This window comes from Brucella sp. NBRC 113783, from assembly GCF_040372265.1.
Taxonomy (GTDB): domain Bacteria; phylum Pseudomonadota; class Alphaproteobacteria; order Rhizobiales; family Rhizobiaceae; genus Brucella; species Brucella teleogrylli.
The window spans coordinates 579,927-598,578 of the sequence record NZ_BAABRX010000001.1; the positions used below are offsets into that span (position 1 = coordinate 579,927).

Here is an 18,652-nt window from a genome sequence, read left to right on the forward strand (position 1 = left end):
TGGTCAGACCTTGCTGTGCAGCAATTCGCCCTTGCGCGCGGCAGGTCGTTTGCGCGGCTCGGCGACGTTTGCCGCGAGCTGGTGGATGATCGGGCAGTCGGGACGGTTATCGCCATGGCAGTTTTGCGCCAGATGGCGCAGCGTGTCGGCCATTTCCTGCAGTTGGAGCATCTTGGCTTCCAGTTCCTCGACATGAACGAGCGCAACCTTCTTCACATCGGAAGAAGCGCGGTTGCGATCACGCCAGAGCGCCAGAAGTTCCTTGATCTGCTCGACCTGAAAACCGAGATCGCGGCTGCGACGGATGAAGCGCAGCGTCTCGACATCTTTTTGCGTGTAGACGCGATAGCCGGAACCTGTGCGTTCGGCAGCCTCGATAAGCCCGATGGTTTCATAATGGCGGATCATCTTCGCCGATATGCCCGATGCTGTGGCTGCCTGCCCGATATTCATTCCGTTCCTCATCCAATGGTCATTTACGACGATATAGGAATGCAATGCGGCTATTCAAAGGGGGCTGGTGCGGTTCAGGCGTCGGTTCCGGCCTGTTTCATGAGAAAATGTTCAAGGGCCTGAAATCCGTCGAAGATCAAAATGGCCAGCGCCGCGACGACAAGGCCGCCTTGCAGCACGAAAGCAAGATTGTTGGAGATGAGACCGGCGATGATGACTTCGCCAAGCGTCCGGGCGGCCACTGTCGAGCCGATGGTGGCGGTGGCAAGGCCGATCACCGCCGATAGCCTTATTCCGGCAAGAATGACCGGCATGGCAAGCGGCATTTCCACTTTGACCAGACGCTGCATTCCCGTCATGCCCATGCCGCGCGCCGCTTCCACGACAGGCGCAGGCAGGGTGGTGAGGCCGGTCAGCGTGTTTTCAAAGATCGGCAGCAGCCCATAGAGAAACAGCGCGATCAGCGTCGGCTTGTCGCCGAAACCGAAGATCGGCACGGCGAGCGCCAGCACCGCAACGGGCGGAAAGGTCTGGCCGATATTCACCAGACTGCGCGAAAGCGGCAGAAACTCCGCGCCCTGCCGTCTGGTCACGAAGATCGCCATGGCGACGGCCACCAGCGTGGATATCAGGGTCGCCAATGCCACCAGCCCCAAATGCTGCAAGGTCAGCGTCATCAGATTGGCGCGGTCATAGATGACGGGCGCGCCATCGCTGACCAATGGGCGGAAGACGGGTTCGAACAGATTCGGCTGCATCAGAAAGAGCAGCAGCATCGCCAGAAGCGCCAGCCGTGGAATGATGGAAATGAACAGCCTCATGCCGGGCGTTCCGCTTTTCGCAACAGCTTTTCCAGTGTGACGCGGCCAAGCGGTCTGCCGTCTGCGTCCAGAACCGGCAGAGCATTGCGACCCGACCATAAAAGCTCGGCCAGCGCATCGCGTTGCGAGGCGGAAACCGGCATGGCGTCGCCGCTGGCATCACCCGGTTGCAGGACCGTCTTGAGATCGGTGAGCGAGAGCAGGCGGAAAGGGCGTTCGCCGGTGCCGACCAGCCTTTCGACGAAGTCCGTCGCGGGTCGCGCCAGAATTTCCGCAGGCGGGCCATATTGCAAAAGCTTGCCGTCATCCATCACCGCAATATGGTCACCAAGCGAAATCGCTTCCTCCATATCATGCGTGACCAGCAGGATCGTGGTGCCGAAACGGCGCTGGATCGCCTTCAGGTCTTCCTGCGCCTTGGCACGGATGACCGGGTCGAGCGCGCCGAAAGGTTCATCCATCAGCAATATGTTCGGCTCCGCCGCCAGCGCCCGGGCGACGCCGACGCGCTGCTGTTGCCCGCCGGACAGTTCCTGCGGATAGCGGTCGCGATAATCCGCCGGTTCAAGCTGAAACAAATCGAGCAGTTCATCGACGCGGGCATCGATACGCTGTTTCGTCCAGCCGAGCAGAACCGGCACGGTGGCGATATTTTCTGCCACCGTGCGATGCGGGAAAAGCCCGTGCTGCTGGATCACGTAACCGATCCGCCGCCGCAAGGCGTGCCCCGGCTCGTCCATATTGCTGTGCCCGTCGATGCGGATTTCGCCCCCGGTCGGCTCGACAAGACGGTTGACCATGCGCAGCAGGGTCGTCTTGCCCGAACCGGAGGTTCCGACAATGGCCGCGATACTGTGCGGCTCAACGGAAAAGCTGACCGCATCCACGGCAGCCCGGCCATTATAGCGCTTGGTGATCTGGTCGAACTCGATCATGGCGCGGTTCCTTTCCCGGCGATTTCAATGGCGGCGTCGAGCAGAACGGCAGCACCGAAGGCCAGCAGAACCGTTGGCAGCGCGCCAAGCAGCACGAGGTCCATGGCCGTCTGTCCGATGCCCTGAAAGACGAAGGTGCCAAAACCGCCACCGCCGATCAGGGCGGCAATGGTGGTCATGCCGATATTCTGCACCATCACGATGCGGATGCCGGTGAGGATCACCGGAAAGGCTAGTGGAAATTCGGTTTTGAACAGCCGTTGCAGCCGCGTCATGCCCATGCCGCGCGCGGCATCGCTGACCGGTGCTGGCACCTGCGCGAGCCCGGCCACCGTATTGGCGACGATGGGCAGCAGCGAATAGAGAAACAGCGCCACGAAAGCGGGAGCGGCCCCAATGCCGCGAATGCCGAGGCTTGCTGCCCATGGCGCGTTGGCCGCAAGCCAGCCGAGCGGTGCGATCAGAATGCCGAAGAGCGCCATGGAGGGAATGGTCTGCACGATGTTGAGGCTGTTCAGCACCAGTCCGCGCAGCCTTGGCACACGGTGGCAGACGAGGCCAAGCGGAATGCCGATGATCGTCGCTGCGACAAGCGAGCCGAGCGCCAGTTCCACATGACGGCGGGCTTCGTTCCAGAAACTGTCGGCGCGGCTGAGATATTCCTTCATGAAGGACAGATTGTCCCAAAATCCCGAGGCGAGCAGCGCATAGAGGAGAAGGGCTGCGAGTATCAGCAAACCCACCCGCATGAGCGGTCGCACTTGCAAGCGCACTAGAGCATCGGCAACCGAAATGCCGCTGGCAAACAGCAGCAGCCAGAAGCCGGATGCGGGTGAAACGCGGGCATAATTATTGCCGTCGGGTGAAAGATGTGTTGCCGCGAGCCCGATCGCGATCATGATAGCAGCAAGGCCGGCAAGGTTTGCGCCAAGCCGCAGTCTGGCTTTGGCCGAGAAGAGGCCAAAAAGCAGGACCGCTGCCATTATGCCAAGCAAAGACAAGGCTTCGGCCATCGGCAAGGCGTCGAGCACAAAGCGCGGCTCGCCCTGCACGATGCGGTTGGCGCGGAAATTGGCAAAGGGCAGCAGCAGCCCGGCAATGGACGAAACCGCGATGACGAAGCCAAGCTTGTCAACATGGCCGAACAGGCCATGCGAGGCCTTTTCAGCATTCGCCGAATTGGAATGAGGGACTGCGATTCTATCCGGCAACGGGTCGCCTTTATCCGCCTATTTCAAAAAGCCGTTCTTCTTCAGGAAGTCTTCGGCGACCGCCTTGGCCGGTTCACCGCCCAACTGCACGCGACCGTTCAGTTCCTGCAGCGTGGTCAGGTCGAGCTTTGCGAAAACCGGCTTCAGCAGTTCTTCGATCTTCGGGTTCTTTTTCAGCACGTCCTCGCGGATGATGGGTGCGGGCTGATACACGGGCTGCACATGCTTGTCATCTTCCAGCACCACCAGCCCGGACGGCGCGATGCCGCCATCGGTGCCGTAGACCATGGCCGCATTCGCGCCATTGGTCTGGTTGGCGGCGGCGGCAATGGTCGCCGCCGTATCGCCGCCGGATAACGTGATCAATTGGTCCTGTTTCAGCGTGAAGCCATAGGCGGTTTGGAAAGCGGGCAGGGCGGCAGCCGAATTCACGAATTCCGACGAGGCGGCCAGAATGACCTTGCCGCCACCGGACGCATATTTGCCGAAATCGCTGAGGCTCGTGAGCTTGTTTTCGTCCGCCACATCCTTGCGCAGTGCAATGCCCCAGGTGTTGTTGGCGGGCGAAGGCGACAGCCAGACAATCTTGTTGGCGTCGTAATCGAGCTTCTTTGCCGTCTCAAACGCCTTGGCCGGGTCTTTCCAGAGCGGATCATCTGCCTTGTTGAAGAAGAAGGCCGCATTACCGGTATATTCGGGGTAAATATCGATCTCTCCGGCCACGATGGCCTTGCGCACCACTGGCGTCGCGCCGAGCTGAATACGGTCGGTCGTCTGAATGCCGTTGGCGTTGAGCATGGCGAGAATGATGTTGCCCAGCACGCCGCCTTCCGTATCGATCTTGGATGAAACGACAACCTGTGATTGTGCTGGATTTGAAAGTCCCGTCGCGCCCGCAATCAGGGTGACTGCGATGGCTGCGCCCTTCAGAAGACCTCGGTATGACATAATCCTCGTCCCATATTGCTTAATTGTGTTCATGATAAACTATAGCGCGACCGCAAAAAGGAAACCTTGGGTGGAACCGGCTCCTGACAGCTGTCTGTCAGGAGGACTGGCGGGCAGGAAAAAAGCCATCGTTATTGCGCGGGGCGTCATGTCGCGAAATGGTGCGCATGTCGTATTTATGGCGTCTTTTGACGCAAGCCTGCTGTCGGGTTTTCACAGGACACAATAGAAATATCATCAAAGGCTTCGCATGTGCCGTCAGGGTGCTTGCAGCCGCGAAACTGGTGGTTGTTCATGTCCCGCTTTTCTGCAGCTTCTATTATCAAAAACGCGCTTTCCGGTAACAAGAACTGGGACCCGCAATGGCCCAATGCCGAACCCAAGGCCGAGTATGATGTGATCATCGTCGGCGCGGGCGGTCATGGTCTGGGTGCCGCCTATTATCTGGCCAAGGAACACGGCATCACCAATGTCGCCGTGATCGAAAAGGGCTGGCTCGGCGGTGGCAATACGGGGCGCAACACCACCATCATTCGCTCCAACTATCTCTATGACGAGAGCGCGCATCTCTACGAACATGCGGTGAAGCTGTGGGAGGGGCTCAGTCAGGACCTCAACTACAACGTTATGTTCTCACAGCGCGGCGTCATGATGCTGGCGCATACGGTGCATGATGTGCAGAGCTTCAAGCGCCATATCCATGCCAACCGCCTCAACGGCATCGACAATGAATGGCTGTCGAAAGAAGAAGCCAAAGAATATTGCCCGCCGCTCGATATTTCGCCCAATGCCCGCTATCCGGTGGTTGGCGCAACCTTGCAGCGTCGCGGCGGCGTGGCCCGTCATGATGCGGTGGCCTGGGGCTATGCGCGCGGCGCGACCCAACGCGGCGTGGATATCATCCAGAATTGCCCGGTTCTATCGATCCGTCGTGATGCTTCTGGCCGTGTGACCGGCGTTGAAACCGCGCGCGGTTTCATCAAGGCCAAGAAGGTCGCCGTTTCGACCGCTGGCAACACCTCGGTCGTCATGGATACGGCTGGCGTGCGCATGCCGCTTGAAAGCTTCCCGCTGCAGGCGCTGGTGTCCGAGCCGGTCAAGCCGATCTTCCCCTGCGTGGTCATGTCCAACACCGTCCATGCCTATATCAGCCAGTCCGACAAGGGCGAGCTGGTGATCGGTTCGGGTACGGATCAGTACACTTCCTACAGCCAGCGCGGCGGCCTGCCGCTGATCGAGCATACGCTGGCGGCGATCTGCGAAATCTTCCCGATCTTCACCCGCATGCGTATGTTGCGCAAATGGGGCGGCATCGTCGACGTCACCCCGGATCGCTCGCCGATCATCGGCAAGACGCCGGTTCCGGGTCTCTATGTCAATTGCGGCTGGGGCACGGGCGGCTTTAAGGCAACGCCGGGTTCGGCGCATGTCTTTGCCCACACCATCGCTCGCGACGAGCCGCACTGGATCAACGCGCCGTTCACGCTCGACCGTTTCAAGACGGGTCGCCTGATCGACGAAGCGGCGGCTGCCGCAGTTGCGCACTGAGGAAATATCGACATGCTTTTGATCCGTTGCCCTTACTGCGACATGGAACGTCCGGAACTCGAATTCGCCTATGCGGGCGAAGCTCATATTGCGCGTCCTGCCGATCCTTCGACCTATTCCGACGATGAATGGCGCGATTTCCTGTTCATCCGCTCCAACCCGCGCGGGACGCATTTTGAACGCTGGCGGCACATCAACGGTTGCGGCCGCTTCTTCAATGCGGTGCGCGACACGGTGAGCGACAAATTCGTCATGACCTATAAGGCCGGTGAGCCGCGCCCTGTATTGGCAGAAACTCCCGCTGCGGAGACAAAATAATGACCGACATGCGTTTGAATAATAAAGGCCGCATCAACAAGGCGAAGCCCGTGCGCTTTTCCTTCAACGGCAAGACTTATAGCGGCTTTGAGGGCGATACGCTTGCATCCGCGCTTCTGGCCAATGGCGAGCATCTGGCGGGCCGTTCGTTCAAATATCACCGTCCGCGCGGCATTCTTTCTGCCGGATCCGAAGAGCCGAATGCACTGATGGGCGTTTCGCGTGGAGAGGGCCGTTACGAGCCGAACACCCGCGCCACGGTGCTGGAGCTTTATGACGGGCTGAAGGCGGAAAGCCAGAACCACTGGCCGTCGCTGAAGCACGATGTCGGCGCGGTCAACGACGCCTTCTACATGTTCTTCTCGGCAGGCTTCTACTACAAGACCTTCATGTGGCCGAAGAGCTTTTGGAACAAGGTCTATGAGCCTTTCATCCGGGGTGCTGCCGGTCTCGGCAAATCGCCGTCCGAAGCCGATCCCGACAGCTATGCCAGCCGTTATGCCTATTGCGACGTGCTGGTGGTGGGCGCCGGGCCTGCCGGTCTTGCCGCAGCCCTTGAAGCCGCCAAGAGCGGCGCGAAAGTTTTCCTCTGCGACGAGCAGGCGGAAATGGGGGGCTCGCTCCTGTCCGAGCCGGAGCCGGTCATCAATGGCCGCACCAGCTGGGACTGGCTGAACCAGACGCTGGCAGCACTGGGCGCGATGGCGAATGTCACGCTTTTGCCGCGCACCACGGCGATTGGCTATTATCATCAGAACATGGTCGGCCTTTGCCAGCGCCTGACCGACCATCAGGCAAAGCCCGCCGCCAATGCCCCGCGTGAGCGCATGTGGCGCGTGCGCGCCAAGCAGGTTGTGCTTGCGCAGGGTTCAATCGAAAAACCGCTGGTTTTTGCGGGCAATGACCGTCCGGGCGTGATGCTGGCCGGTGCCGCACGCACCTATCTTAATCGCTACGGCGTCAAGGTCGGCGAAAAGGCTGTCGTTGTTACCTCGCATGATTCCGCCTGGCTTGCGGCCTTCGATCTCGCGGTTGCGGGCGTCAAGGTACCGGCCATTATCGATGTGCGCGATCAGGTCGCCGACAGTCTGGTGAACCGCGCAAAAATGCTCGGCATTGAAACGCTGACCGGCTGGACCGTCAGCGATACGGCGGGTCGTCATCGTGTTTCCTCCGTTCGTGTCAATCCGGTCAAAAACGGTTCGGTCGGCGCGGCGCGCACCATTGCCTGCGATGTCGTGCTGATGTCTGGCGGCTGGAATCCGAGCGTGCATCTGTTCTCGCACACCAAGGGCTCGCTCATCTGGGATGAGGAACGCCAGATCTATCTGCCGGGCGAACGCACGGAAGAAAGCCGCTGCGCCGGTGCCGGTAACGGCAATTTCGATCTTCAGGCTGCGCTGCGCGAGGGTGCCGTCAGCGGTGCGGCTGCGGCAAGCGATGCCGGACACAAGGCGAAACCCGCCGAATATGCGGTGGCGGGCGATTTCGTCTGCGCGGGCGTCAATTGCCGTGAGCTGCCGACAGATCGCGATCCCGGCAAGGCAAAGGCCTTCATCGATTTCCAGAACGACGTGACCGCCAAGGATATTCGTCTGGCCGTGCGTGAGGGTTTCCGCTCCATCGAGCATATCAAGCGCTACACCACCAACGGCATGGCGACAGATCAGGGCAAGACCTCGAACATCAACGGTCTCGCCGTTGCGTCCGATGCGCTCAGCCGTCCCGCACCGCAGGTCGGCCTGACGACCTTCCGTCCGCCCTATACGCCGACGACCTTTGGCGCTTTCTGCGGCTACAATCGGGGCAAGCTGTTCGACGTGACGCGCAAGACGCCGATCGATTCATGGGCGGAAGAACAGAGCGCTGCTTTCGAGCCGGTCTCGCTGTGGCGTCGCGCCTGGTATTTCCCCAAGGCGGGCGAAGACATGCACAAGGCCGTCGCGCGCGAATGCAAGGCCGTGCGCACCAGCCTTGGTATGTTCGATGCATCGACGCTCGGCAAGATCGAAGTGGTCGGCCCGGATGCAGCCGAATTCATGAACCGCATGTACACCAATCCATGGACGAAGCTCGGTGTCGGGCGCTGCCGTTACGGTCTGCTGCTCGGTGAAGACGGCTTCATCCGCGATGACGGTGTCGTCGGCAGGCTGTCGCAGGACCGTTTCCACGTCACCACCACCACCGGCGGCGCGCCGCGTGTGCTGAACATGATGGAGGACTATCTCCAGACGGAATGGCCGGACCTCAAGGTTTCGCTGACCTCCACGACCGAACAATGGGCCGTGGTGGCGCTGAACGGACCGAATGCGCGCAAGCTCATCGAGCCGATGGTCGAGGGGCTGGACCTTTCCGACGAAGCCTTCCCGCATATGTCGGTGGCGGAATGCAAGTTCCTCGGCGTACCGGCGCGTCTATTCCGTATGAGCTTTACCGGCGAACTCGGCTTCGAAATCAATGTCCCGTCGCGTTACGGCCTGGCTTTGTGGAAGGCGCTTTATGAAGCGGGCCAGAAATACGACATCACGCCCTATGGCACCGAAACCATGCATGTCCTGCGTGCAGAAAAGGGCTATATCATCGTCGGTCGGGACACCGACGGCACGGTGACGCCGGACGATGCCGCGCTCGGCTGGGCCATCGGCAAGCAGAAGCCGGACTTTGTCGGCAAGCGTTCGCTGGCGCGCCCGGACATGCTGAAGAAGGATCGCAAGCATCTGGTCGGCCTGCTGCCGAAGGACCCGAAGCTGGTGCTGGAGGAAGGCGCGCAGATCGTCGCCGATCCGAAACAGGCCGTGCCGATGACCATGCTGGGCCATGTCACTTCGTCCTATTGGAGCGAGACGCTGGGCCGTTCGTTCGCCATGGCGCTGGTTGCTGGCGGCAAGGATCGCACGGGCGAAACCATCTATATGCCGATGCCGGATGGCAGTGTGCATGAGGCGGAAATCACTGGGCTCGTCTTTTATGACCCAGAAGGCAAGAAGCTGAACGGATAAGGATCGCATCATGCTGCAACAGACCAACCCTTTTGCGAGCCGCGCGGTTGCCATTCCGGGCAAGCTCGATATCCGTCCGGCTGCTGATGGTGCGCGCTTTGTCCTGCGCTTCAAGCCGGAAAAACTGGCGCTGGCGGAAAAGGCGCTTGGCGCAACAATCCCCGCCAAAATCGGCGGACTTGCGAAAACCGGCGAGATCGCCATTGCCTGCATCGGACCGGATGAATGGTATATCTGGGCCGATGACGGCAAGGCCGCGGAGATCGTCGCGGCCTTCGCGAGCCTTTACGAGACAGAACCACATGCGCTGGTCGAGGTAAGCCATCGCGAGACCGGCATCGACATCACCGGGCCGCAGGCCGAGTGGCTGCTCAATGCCGCTTCGCCGCTCGATCTGGCTTCGATGGCGGCACCCGGCGCTGCGCGCACCATCTTCGACCGCGTGCAGATCATCCTCCTGAAATGGGGTGCGGATCACTACCGGGTCGAAGTGTGGAACTCGCTCGCCGATCACGTCTGGACGCTGCTCGAAACCGCAAGCCGCGAAGTCGAACTCGAAGTCTGATCGTTCGACTTACGCCTTCACTTTCAATTCTCAAAAACGCCGTCCGTTTCGGGCGGCGTTTTTGTTTTTAGGGCAATTTCAGTCTTGCCTTCTATAAATCCATATGTGAAGACTATATTCACATAAGAAATTCATGAGGAGGGAATTTCCCGATGCCGGAAAATGAACTGCCGCTGAGCGGGCTCGTTGTTGTCGATATGAGCCAGTTTCTGTCGGGGCCTTATTGCTCGCTGCGGCTGATGGACCTTGGAGCGCGGGTCATCAAGATCGAGCGCCCGGACGGCGGCGACCTGTCGCGCAGGCTTTATCTGAGCGATACGGAGATCGGTGGCGATTCAACGATTTTCCACGCCATCAATCGCGGCAAGGACAGCCTGGCGCTCGACCTGAAAAATCCGGATGATGTGGAAGCGCTGAAGAAGCTCATCACCAAGGCCGATGTTCTGATCCAGAATTTCCGTCCCGGCGTCATCGAACGCCTCGGGCTTGATTATGAATCCGCCAAGGCGATCAATCCGCGCCTCGTCTATGCCTCCATCAGCGGCTATGGCGAGGAAGGTCCTTGGGTCAAGCGTCCCGGGCAGGATTTGCTGGCGCAGGCGCGTTCAGGCCTGATGTGGCTCAATGGTGATGAAGGGCAGGGACCGGTGCCGTTTGGTCTGGCTGTCGCCGACATGCTGGCAGGCGCTGCCGTGGCGCAGGGCATTCTCGCTGCACTGGTGCGGCGCGGCATTTCCGGCAAGGGGGCGCATGTGGAAACCAGCCTTTTGGAAGCGCTGGTCGATTTCCAGTTCGAAGTGCTGACCACCCATCTCAATGACGGACGCCGTTTACCAAAACGTTCCGATTTCCGCAGCGCGCATGCTTATCTCTCCGCACCTTACGGGGTCTATCAAGCGGCGGATGCCTATCTCGCCATTGCCATGACGCCGATCCCGAAACTGGCGGCGCTGCTGGAGGCCGACACGCTGGCGCCCTATGCCGACGATCCGTCGAGCTGGTTTACCAAGCGCGATGAAATCAAGCGCCTGATCGCCGACCGCATCGCCCAGAAGACGGTGGATGAATGGCTGGCCATTCTGGAACCGGCGGATATCTGGTGCGCCCGCGTTCTCAACTGGGAAGAGCTCTTGGCCAGCGACGGCTTTTCGGTTCTCGACATGCTGCAGACCGTCACGCGTGAGGATGACGTGTCCATCACCACCACCCGCTCGCCGCTGCGCATCAACGGGAAGCGGCACAAGGTGGAACGAGCAGCGCCGCGCGTCGGTGAAAACAGCAAGGCAATTCGTGAGGAGTTTGGTCTATGAGTGCGATCAAGCTGAAAGGCATGACCTGGAGCCACCCGCGCGGTTACGATCCGATGGTTGCCGGCGCCACGCAATGGCTGAGCGACCAGGGCGTCGAGATCGAATGGGAAAAGCGTTCCTTGCAGGATTTCGAGACCTTTCCGGTCGAGGAATTGGCGCGCAATTTCGATATGATCGTGATCGATCATCCCCATGTCGGCCAGATCACCAAGGAAGGCTGCCTGCTGCCGCTCGATGTGCCGGGCCGCGAAGCCGAGCTGGAGGCGCTGGCCGACGGTTCGGTCGGGCAGTCCTTCCCAAGCTATAAATGGCAGGGCCATCAATGGGCGTTTCCGCTCGATGCGGCCACGCAGGTTCAGGCATGGCGTCCGGACCTGATCAAAAAGCCCGCCACAAGTTGGGCCGAAGTGCTGGAACTGGCGCGCGCGGGCAAGGTGCTTTTGCCATTGCGCTCGCCGCATTCGCTGATGTGCTTCTATACATTCGCTGCCAATAACGGTTCGCCTTGTGCCACCGAGGGCGCGTTGATCCACCTTGAAGACGGCGTGACGGCTTTTGAACAGCTTCGGGAAATTGCTGCGCTGGTGAAGCCGGAATGTTTCAGCATGGACCCGATTGCGGTGTTCGAAGAAATGGCAAAGCCCGATTCCGGCATTGCCTGCGTGCCCCTGATCTATGGATATGTGAACTATGCCATGCCGGGTTTCCGCGACCGTCTGATCCGTTTTGCCGATATTCCGGCAGGCGTGAAAGGTGTTGCGGGTTCGGCGCTGGGTGGCACGGGCATTGCCGTTTCGGCCTTTACGAAGCACCCGCAAGCCGCCATCGACTTCGCCTATTGGATAGCAAGCGGCGCGGTGCAGAAGGGGCTTTATGCCGCCTCCAACGGCCAGCCCGGCCATGCGGAAGCATGGGAAGACGAGGGTGTGAATGCCGCTACATCAGGCTTCTATCTCGATACGCGCGCAACGCTTGAAGGGGCGTGGGTGCGCCCACGCCATGACGGCTATATGCCGTTTCAGGAAGCAGCGTCAGAGCGCATCAACAAGGGGCTTCAGGGCCATGAACCGGCAGAACAGGTGATCGCCGATCTGAACCGGCTGTTCCGCGAAAGCTTCTGACGGCTTGTATTGATCGACCTCTCCATCCCCTCATCCTGAGGAGCCTCCTGAGCTTGCGAAGGAGGCGTCTCGAAGGGTGAGGAGCCAGGCACTGTGTTTCTTCTCGTTTCCTATCCCTCGATCCTTCGAGACGTCTCCCCGAGCTTCGCTCAGGGAGCCTCCTCAGGATGAGGGTCGAGGAGAAAGCTATTCTCGTCTACTTAAAGGTTCCAGATACGGCGCGCGTTCTCAGACAGAAGGCGCGCTTTTTCGTCCTTGCCACAGCCTTCAAGCAGGGTGTGGGTCGTCGCCACCCATGTCGAAAGTCCGGCATCGATAGAGCTTGCAAGCGTGCAGACCGGCCAGTCGCTGCCCCATACCACTCGGTCCCAGCTGAACGCCTCGATGACATGTTCGACATAGGGGCGGATGGTTTCGGCAGTCCAGCTTTCAGCATCGGCATAGGCTACCACACCGGAAATCTTCGCCACCACATTCGGCCTGCGGGCAATCTCGGTGATGCCTTTCTGCCAGCTTTCCAGTGCGCCCGACTTGATGTCCGGCACGCCGCAATGGTCGAGCACGAATTGCAGGCCCGGCGCCAGATCGGCAAGCGCGATAACCTTGTCGATCTGATGCGGCAGGGTGCAGAGATCGAAGGTCAGACGCGTATTGTCCATGCGCTTGAGGTTTTCGCGGAAAAGCGCGCCTTCGGAAAGCTCGTCCGGCACGACATGCAGAACGCGGCGAAAGCCTTTGACAAAGGGATCAGCAAGCTGGCGCTCAAGATAGGCGGCAAAGCCGTCTTCTTCGGGGCGGCAGGATGCAATCGCGCCTTTGATGAAGCCGCCATTTGCGATGGAAAGCGCCCGAATATGGTCCGTTTCGGCCTGAATCGCTTCGGGCGCGACATCCACTTCCATATGCAGGGCGGCGGCGATGCCGCAGCGTTCCGCCTGCTGCCGGTAGGTGTCGAACAGAAAATCCCGATCAAGCGCTGGCACGTCGCCTAGCCATGGATAGGTGAGCGCGCTTTTGTCGATCAGGTGCAGATGGGTATCAATCAGCATAGAGATTCCTCCTATCCCGATATTTTCAAAAAAGAAGATAGTTTTCAAATAAGAATTTAGGGCGTGGTCCGACCCGGACGGAACCAGCCCTAATCGAGTGTGGAAAGATCTGCGCCCACCAGCTTGGACAATTCCTGCACCGTCTTTTGCAGCAGCGTGATGGTCTGGGTAATGTCGGGCGAGGCACCGGAATTGACCAGCGTGACATAGGGGCAGGTCAGCGCCGCGATGCAGGTGCCGTCTGGTCCGAGAATGGGCGCGGAGAGGTTATAAACGCCTGCAACCTGGGCACTTGGCATCATTTCATAGCCGCGCTCACGGATCTGGTCGAGCCGCTCATAGAAGCTTGGATCGAGATCGACGGTCTCGCCATCCTTGCCATATTCAGCGATCATCATCTTGCGCTCTTCCGGCGAACGGAAGGCAAGCAGCACATGGCCGGAACCCGTGTCGAACAGGCTGATATGCGAGCCGACGCGGATCGAAATGCCCCAATAGTCCGGCGCTTCCTGCTGGGCAATCACCACCACGGAACCGCGGTCGAACACGGCAAGCTGGTTTGCCTGCTTGGAACGGTCGGCAAGCTCACGCATGAAGGGCGTTGCGAACGAGGCGAGGCGGCGCACCGGCGCGTGCAACTGGGCAAGGCCGAACAGTTTCAGCGTCAGCGAATAGCGGTCACCCTCTAGCTTGGTGACATAGCCGCGTTTCACCAGCCGGTCGAGCATGCGGTAGAATTCGTTCGGGCTGCGATCCAGATGCTTGGCGATCTCGGCCTGCGTCAGTCCGCCGTCCACGCCTGCCAGCAATTCGAGGATATCAAGGCCCTTGTCGAGCGCGGGCGCGCGGTAGCGGTCATCGGTTTCCAAATGCGTTCCCCCAAGGTGGCTCTTCGTGAATTTCGTCATTCATATACAAACATTTCCGACTGCGAAAGTCGTATATCGGCGATAAAACGCCTTGACCGTTCTTGAATACTATGTTTGCATATAAATACAACCTTCACAACCGGGGGTGCGGGCAGGGAGTGCCCGTTTTAGGAGGAGAAGTGATGCAAAGTTTCAAGGCGCACATTTTGGCAGGTGTGGCGTGGCTCGCCGTGGGGATGGCCCCGGCAGTTGCAGCCGATCTGCCCGGCAAGTTCGAAGGCGTGACGATCAACGCCAAGCTGATCGGCGGTCAGCAATATGAGGCGCTCTATTCGCGTATCGGCGAATGGGAAAAGGCGACTGGCGCCAAGGTCAACATCCTGTCCAAGAAGAACCATTTCGAGCTGGACAAGGAAATCAAGTCCGACATCGCTTCGGGTTCGATCAACTGGTGCGTCGGTTCCAACCACTCGTCTTTCGCGCCGCAATATACCAGCCTCTATGTCGATCTGAACTCGCTGCTTCCGAAGGAAGAAATCGACGGTTTCGTGCCATCGGTCATCAAGGCGTCCACGCTTGACGGCAAGCTGATCATGCTGCCGCGTGCGCAGTTCGACGTTTCGGCACTCTATTATCAGAAGAGCCTCTTCAACGACGAAGCCAAGAAGAAGGCGTTCAAGGAGAAATACGGCTACGACCTCGCACCGGCCAAAACCTGGAAGGAAGTGTCGGATCAGGCAGTATTCTTCGCCGATCCGCCGAATTTCTACGGCACGCAGTTTGCGGGCAAGGAAGAAGCCATCAATGGCCGCTTCTATGAAATGCTGGTCGCCGAAGGCGGCGAATATCTCAAGGACGGCAAGCCTGCTTTCAATTCGGAAGCCGGTGTTCGCGCCCTCGACTGGTTCGTCAATCTCTACAAGGCCAAGGCTGTTCCGGCTGGCACCACCAACTATCTGTGGGATGAGCTGGGCGCTGGTTTTGCTTCCGGCACCATCGCGGTCAACCTGGATTGGCCGGGCTGGGCGACCTATTTCAACGATCCGAAGTCGTCGAAGGTCGCTGGCAATGTCGGCATCGCTCCGGCGCCAACCGGTTCTTCCGGCAAGCGCACCGGCTGGTCGGGTCATCACGGCTTCTCGGTAACGGAAGCTTGCGAAACCAAGGAAGCCGCCGCCTCGCTCGTCTGGTTCCTGACCAACGAAGATTCGCAGAAGCAGGAATCGGCTGCCGGTACGCTGCCGACCCGCACCGCTGTCTGGGATTACGTGATCGAGCAGGCCGCTTCCGACCCGTACAAAAAGGAAGTGCTGTCGGTGTTCCAGGAAACGGCAAAGACCGCTTTCCCGGTTCCGCAGACCCCATCCTGGATCGAAATCTCCAACGCGGTCTATCCTGAGCTTCAGGCTGCGATCCTTGGCGACAAGACCTCCCAGCAGGCCCTCGATGACGCTGCCAAGAAGGCAACGCAGATTCTTGAGGATGCAGGCGAGCTCTGATCCTGCCTGAACAAAATCATGGGCCCGCCCTGAAGCCTTTTTGGGGCGGGCCTTTTTTGCCAGTGGCGGCGCTGAGGCAGTTCCGCTGTTCGCCCGTTCCACTGTTTGCCAGTCCACTATTTGGAAGCGCAATGTTCAAGAGACTTTCCCCGCCGGTCCTGCTTCTGCTTCCGGCCTTCATCATTCTCGCAGCGGTGGTTCTGTTTCCTCTCGCGCTGTCGCTTTATTCGAGCTTCACGCCGTTCCGGCTGACGCGCCCCGAGAGCCTGTTCAACTTCATCGGTTTCCGCAACTATCAGCGCATCCTGACCGACTGGGTGTTCTGGGCGGCCTTCATTCGCACGGTGGTCTTCCTCACCATTGCGCTCAATCTGGAAATGCTGCTCGGCCTCGGCCTTGCCATGCTCGTCAACAAGGCGACGCACGGCCAGCGCGTGTTGCGCACGCTGATGATGTTCCCGATGATGTTCTCGCCGGTGCTTGTCGGCTTCCAGTTCAAGTTCATGTTCAATGACAATATCGGTCTGGTCAACAATGCGCTGCAGTCGCTGGGCCTGACCAATACCGCCATTCCATGGCTGATCGACGGCAATCTGGCGCTGATCGCCATCCTGCTGGCGGAAGTGTGGATGTCCACCTCGGTCTTCGCGATCCTTATTCTCGGCGGTCTTCTGTCCATGCCGCAGGACCCGGTCGAGGCTGCGCGCGTCGATGGCTGCACGCCGTGGCAGACCTTCCGCTACGTCATCTGGCCTTATCTGATGCCGTTTGCCTATATCGCGATGACCATCCGTTCGCTGGATGTGGCCCGCGCCTATGACATTGTGAAGATCATGACCGATGGCGGCCCGGCGCGCCGCACCGAACTGATCTGGACGCTGGTGGGCCGCACGGCCTATGCGGATGCGCAGATGGGCATGGCCAATGCCATGGCCTATGTCGCAATCCTGCTCTCGATCCTCTTCACCGTCCTGTTCTTCCGCAAACTTGCGTCCGCACGCACGCAGATTGGAGCGGAGTGGTAATCATGGCAACAACAACACTTTCCAACAGCCAGCATCGTCTGCTGCGCCGTTTCAAGAAAATCGCCTATCTGGTCGGTCTGTTTCTGGCGATGACCGTCATTTGCCTGCCCGGCCTGTGGATCGTGCTTTCGTCGCTGCGTCCGCCGGTCGAGATCATGGCAAAGCCACCGGTCTGGATTCCGCAGGAAATCACGTTGGAAGCCTATCGCGCCATGTTCTCGGGCGCAGGTGCGGGCGGCATTCCGGTCTGGGATTATTTCCGCAATTCGCTGATTATCTCGATCACCTCGACCGTGATTGCGCTGATCATCGGCGTATCTGGCGGCTATGCCTTCGCGCGCTTCCGCTTCTGGGGCAAGTCGGCAACCTTCCTCGGCTTCATGCTGACGCGCTCGGTGCCGGGCATTGCGCTCTCGCTACCGCTCTTCATGGTGTTTTCCCGCGTCGGCATCATCGACACGCATTTTGGCCTCATCCTGACCTATGTGGCGCTGAATGTGCCATTCACGATCTGGCTGATCGACGGCTTCTTCCGTCAGGTGCCGAAGGATCTTGCGGAAGCCGCCCAGATCGACGGCTGCACGCGCTGGCAGGCTTTCTGGCAGGTGGAGTTTCCGCTGGCCGGTCCCGGCATCGCGACGGCTGGCATCTTTGCCTTCCTCACCTCGTGGAACGAATATGCGCTGGCTTCCCAGCTCACCCGTTCCGTCAATTCCAAGACCCTTCCTGTCGGTCTTCTCGATTACACCGCTGAATTCACCATCGACTGGCGCGGCATGTGCGCGCTGGCGGTCGTGATGATTATTCCGGCGCTGACCCTCACATTCATCGTCCAGAAGCACCTTGTTGCTGGTCTGACGTTCGGCGCGGTTAAAGGTTGATAGAACAATGGCTCAGCTTTCCATCAAAAATCTCGTCAAGCGTTACGGCAATGTCGGCGTGGTGCATGGCATCAATCTCGAAATCGCGGACAAGGAATTTGTAGCACTTGTCGGTCCGTCCGGCTGCGGCAAGTCCACAACGCTGCGCATGATCGCGGGTCTGGAATCCATTTCCGGCGGTACGCTGGAAATCGGCGGCAGGCAAGTCAACGATCTGCCGCCGCGTGACCGCAACATCTCGATGGTGTTCCAGTCCTATGCGCTTTATCCGCATATGTCGGTGCGCGAGAACATGGGCTTCTCGCTGAAGATCGCCAAGCAGCCGCAGGCGGAAATCGACCGTCGCGTCAATGAAGCCTCGGCCATTCTCGGCCTCGAAGCACTGATGGAGCGTCGCCCAGCGCAGCTTTCGGGCGGCCAGCGCCAGCGCGTCGCCATGGGCCGCGCCATCGTGCGTAATCCCGAAGTGTTCCTGTTCGACGAACCATTGTCTAACCTTGACGCCAAGCTGCGCACCCAGATGCGCACCGAAATCAAGAAGCTGCACGCCAAGGTGCAGTCCACGGTCGTTTACGTGACGCATGATCAGGTCGAAGCCATGACGCTGGCCGACCGCATCGTCATCATGCGCGATGGTCATATTGAACAGGCCGGAACCCCGGATGAAGTCTTCAAGCGCCCGGCGACGCAGTTCGTTGCCGGTTTCATCGGCTCCCCGCCGATGAATATGGGCGAGGCGACGGTGACGGGCGGCGATCTGGTCTTCGCCAATGGCGACCGCCTGCCGCTGCCTGCACAGTTCCAGGGCAAGGCCAAGGATGGTTCCAAGGTGACGTTCGGTCTGCGCCCGGATGATGTCTTCCCGAAAGGTCATGGCATTTCCACCAGTGACGCCGTGTTTGAAAAGGACATGCGCGTTTCGATCACCGAGCCGCTCGGCAACGAAACGCTTGTCTTCGTGGAATTCGCGGGCAAGGAGTGGGTGGCGCGCATGCTGAACCCGCGTCACCTGCAACCGGGCGAAACCATTACCATGCAACTCGATCTGTCGCAGGCGCATCTTTTCGATGCCGTAAGCGGCAAGACTTTGGCTATCTGAC

General features: G+C 59.7%; 17 protein-coding genes. 10 read left to right on the plus strand and 7 right to left on the minus strand.

Annotated elements, in window-relative coordinates; all coding sequences use genetic code 11:
* Nucleotides 1-3: 3 nt before the first annotated feature.
* From cueR to osmF, 5 genes are all read right to left on the minus strand, one after another.
* The gene (gene cueR / locus ABWW11_RS02640) at nucleotides 4-453 is read right to left on the minus strand and encodes a Cu(I)-responsive transcriptional regulator (RefSeq protein WP_109368231.1); all 450 of its coding nucleotides are present in this window, start codon (nucleotides 451-453) and stop codon (nucleotides 4-6) included.
* Between the two features lie 74 nt (nucleotides 454-527).
* On the minus strand, nucleotides 528-1,274 hold the full coding sequence (locus tag ABWW11_RS02645; RefSeq protein ID WP_109368232.1) for an ABC transporter permease: 747 nt from the start codon (nucleotides 1,272-1,274) through the stop codon (nucleotides 528-530).
* A complete protein-coding gene (locus ABWW11_RS02650; RefSeq protein ID WP_109368233.1) occupies nucleotides 1,271-2,209 on the minus strand; it encodes an ABC transporter ATP-binding protein in 939 nt (312 codons plus the stop codon). Before ABWW11_RS02650 ends, ABWW11_RS02645 begins: the two co-directional genes overlap by 4 nt.
* Entirely contained in the window at nucleotides 2,206-3,408 is a 1,203-nt protein-coding gene (locus ABWW11_RS02655; RefSeq protein ID WP_109370152.1) for an ABC transporter permease, read from the minus strand. Before ABWW11_RS02655 ends, ABWW11_RS02650 begins: the two co-directional genes overlap by 4 nt.
* Nucleotides 3,409-3,438: 30 nt before the next feature.
* The gene (gene osmF / locus ABWW11_RS02660) at nucleotides 3,439-4,368 is read right to left on the minus strand and encodes a glycine betaine ABC transporter substrate-binding protein OsmF (protein ID WP_121537192.1); all 930 of its coding nucleotides are present in this window, start codon (nucleotides 4,366-4,368) and stop codon (nucleotides 3,439-3,441) included.
* A 294-nt stretch (nucleotides 4,369-4,662) separates the two neighbouring features.
* Here osmF and ABWW11_RS02665 point away from each other — a divergent pair, with 294 nt between their 5' ends.
* From ABWW11_RS02665 to ABWW11_RS02690, 6 genes are all read left to right on the plus strand, one after another.
* Nucleotides 4,663-5,916, plus strand: coding sequence for a sarcosine oxidase subunit beta family protein (locus ABWW11_RS02665; protein WP_109368235.1), 1,254 nt, complete (start codon nucleotides 4,663-4,665; stop codon nucleotides 5,914-5,916).
* 12 nt (nucleotides 5,917-5,928) lie between these two features.
* Nucleotides 5,929-6,234 carry a sarcosine oxidase subunit delta gene (locus ABWW11_RS02670; RefSeq protein WP_109368236.1) on the plus strand — a complete coding sequence of 102 codons (306 nt, stop codon included), beginning with the start codon at nucleotides 5,929-5,931 and terminating at the stop codon, nucleotides 6,232-6,234.
* On the plus strand, nucleotides 6,234-9,233 hold the full coding sequence (locus ABWW11_RS02675) for a sarcosine oxidase subunit alpha (protein WP_319080517.1): 3,000 nt from the start codon (nucleotides 6,234-6,236) through the stop codon (nucleotides 9,231-9,233). Before ABWW11_RS02670 ends, ABWW11_RS02675 begins: the two co-directional genes overlap by 1 nt.
* A gap of 10 nt (nucleotides 9,234-9,243) precedes the next feature.
* Entirely contained in the window at nucleotides 9,244-9,798 is a 555-nt protein-coding gene (locus ABWW11_RS02680) for a sarcosine oxidase subunit gamma (RefSeq protein ID WP_109368238.1), read from the plus strand.
* 152 nt (nucleotides 9,799-9,950) lie between these two features.
* Entirely contained in the window at nucleotides 9,951-11,108 is a 1,158-nt protein-coding gene (locus ABWW11_RS02685; protein WP_109368239.1) for a CaiB/BaiF CoA transferase family protein, read from the plus strand.
* Nucleotides 11,105-12,229 carry an ABC transporter substrate-binding protein gene (locus ABWW11_RS02690; RefSeq protein ID WP_109368240.1) on the plus strand — a complete coding sequence of 375 codons (1,125 nt, stop codon included), beginning with the start codon at nucleotides 11,105-11,107 and terminating at the stop codon, nucleotides 12,227-12,229. Before ABWW11_RS02685 ends, ABWW11_RS02690 begins: the two co-directional genes overlap by 4 nt.
* A gap of 200 nt (nucleotides 12,230-12,429) precedes the next feature.
* Here the strand turns inward: ABWW11_RS02690 and ABWW11_RS02695 are convergent, their stop codons facing one another.
* The gene (locus tag ABWW11_RS02695) at nucleotides 12,430-13,278 is read right to left on the minus strand and encodes an amidohydrolase family protein (RefSeq protein WP_109368241.1); all 849 of its coding nucleotides are present in this window, start codon (nucleotides 13,276-13,278) and stop codon (nucleotides 12,430-12,432) included.
* A gap of 89 nt (nucleotides 13,279-13,367) precedes the next feature.
* Nucleotides 13,368-14,186 carry an IclR family transcriptional regulator gene (locus ABWW11_RS02700; protein WP_171316747.1) on the minus strand — a complete coding sequence of 273 codons (819 nt, stop codon included), beginning with the start codon at nucleotides 14,184-14,186 and terminating at the stop codon, nucleotides 13,368-13,370.
* A 143-nt stretch (nucleotides 14,187-14,329) separates the two neighbouring features.
* Between ABWW11_RS02700 and ABWW11_RS02705 the strand changes: the two genes are divergently transcribed.
* The 4 genes from ABWW11_RS02705 (at nucleotide 14,330) to ABWW11_RS02720 (ending at nucleotide 18,651) form a co-directional block, all read left to right on the plus strand.
* On the plus strand, nucleotides 14,330-15,646 hold the full coding sequence (locus tag ABWW11_RS02705) for an ABC transporter substrate-binding protein (protein ID WP_109368242.1): 1,317 nt from the start codon (nucleotides 14,330-14,332) through the stop codon (nucleotides 15,644-15,646).
* A gap of 131 nt (nucleotides 15,647-15,777) precedes the next feature.
* Nucleotides 15,778-16,671 (plus strand): carbohydrate ABC transporter permease, encoded by an 894-nt coding sequence (locus ABWW11_RS02710; RefSeq protein ID WP_109368243.1) that lies wholly within the window; start codon nucleotides 15,778-15,780, stop codon nucleotides 16,669-16,671.
* 2 nt (nucleotides 16,672-16,673) lie between these two features.
* Nucleotides 16,674-17,552 carry a carbohydrate ABC transporter permease gene (locus tag ABWW11_RS02715; RefSeq protein WP_109368244.1) on the plus strand — a complete coding sequence of 293 codons (879 nt, stop codon included), beginning with the start codon at nucleotides 16,674-16,676 and terminating at the stop codon, nucleotides 17,550-17,552.
* A 7-nt stretch (nucleotides 17,553-17,559) separates the two neighbouring features.
* Nucleotides 17,560-18,651, plus strand: coding sequence for an ABC transporter ATP-binding protein (locus ABWW11_RS02720; protein WP_109368245.1), 1,092 nt, complete (start codon nucleotides 17,560-17,562; stop codon nucleotides 18,649-18,651).
* The last annotated feature ends 1 nt before the right edge of the window (nucleotide 18,652 follow it).

Excerpts from the sequence above, each read along its gene's own strand:
- cueR (WP_109368231.1), bottom strand. The coding sequence starts at position 453 with ATGAATATCGGGCAGGCAGCCACAGCATCGGGCATATCGGCGAAGATG.
- ABWW11_RS02645 (WP_109368232.1), bottom strand. The coding sequence starts at position 1,274 with ATGAGGCTGTTCATTTCCATCATTCCACGGCTGGCGCTTCTGGCGATG.
- ABWW11_RS02650 (WP_109368233.1), bottom strand. The coding sequence starts at position 2,209 with ATGATCGAGTTCGACCAGATCACCAAGCGCTATAATGGCCGGGCTGCC.
- osmF (WP_121537192.1), bottom strand. The coding sequence starts at position 4,368 with ATGTCATACCGAGGTCTTCTGAAGGGCGCAGCCATCGCAGTCACCCTG.
- ABWW11_RS02665 (WP_109368235.1), top strand. The coding sequence starts at position 4,663 with ATGTCCCGCTTTTCTGCAGCTTCTATTATCAAAAACGCGCTTTCCGGT.
- ABWW11_RS02670 (WP_109368236.1), top strand. The coding sequence starts at position 5,929 with ATGCTTTTGATCCGTTGCCCTTACTGCGACATGGAACGTCCGGAACTC.
- ABWW11_RS02675 (WP_319080517.1), top strand. The coding sequence starts at position 6,234 with ATGACCGACATGCGTTTGAATAATAAAGGCCGCATCAACAAGGCGAAG.
- ABWW11_RS02680 (WP_109368238.1), top strand. The coding sequence starts at position 9,244 with ATGCTGCAACAGACCAACCCTTTTGCGAGCCGCGCGGTTGCCATTCCG.
- ABWW11_RS02685 (WP_109368239.1), top strand. The coding sequence starts at position 9,951 with ATGCCGGAAAATGAACTGCCGCTGAGCGGGCTCGTTGTTGTCGATATG.
- ABWW11_RS02690 (WP_109368240.1), top strand. The coding sequence starts at position 11,105 with ATGAGTGCGATCAAGCTGAAAGGCATGACCTGGAGCCACCCGCGCGGT.
- ABWW11_RS02695 (WP_109368241.1), bottom strand. The coding sequence starts at position 13,278 with ATGCTGATTGATACCCATCTGCACCTGATCGACAAAAGCGCGCTCACC.
- ABWW11_RS02700 (WP_171316747.1), bottom strand. The coding sequence starts at position 14,186 with ATGACGAAATTCACGAAGAGCCACCTTGGGGGAACGCATTTGGAAACC.
- ABWW11_RS02705 (WP_109368242.1), top strand. The coding sequence starts at position 14,330 with ATGCAAAGTTTCAAGGCGCACATTTTGGCAGGTGTGGCGTGGCTCGCC.
- ABWW11_RS02710 (WP_109368243.1), top strand. The coding sequence starts at position 15,778 with ATGTTCAAGAGACTTTCCCCGCCGGTCCTGCTTCTGCTTCCGGCCTTC.
- ABWW11_RS02715 (WP_109368244.1), top strand. The coding sequence starts at position 16,674 with ATGGCAACAACAACACTTTCCAACAGCCAGCATCGTCTGCTGCGCCGT.
- ABWW11_RS02720 (WP_109368245.1), top strand. The coding sequence starts at position 17,560 with ATGGCTCAGCTTTCCATCAAAAATCTCGTCAAGCGTTACGGCAATGTC.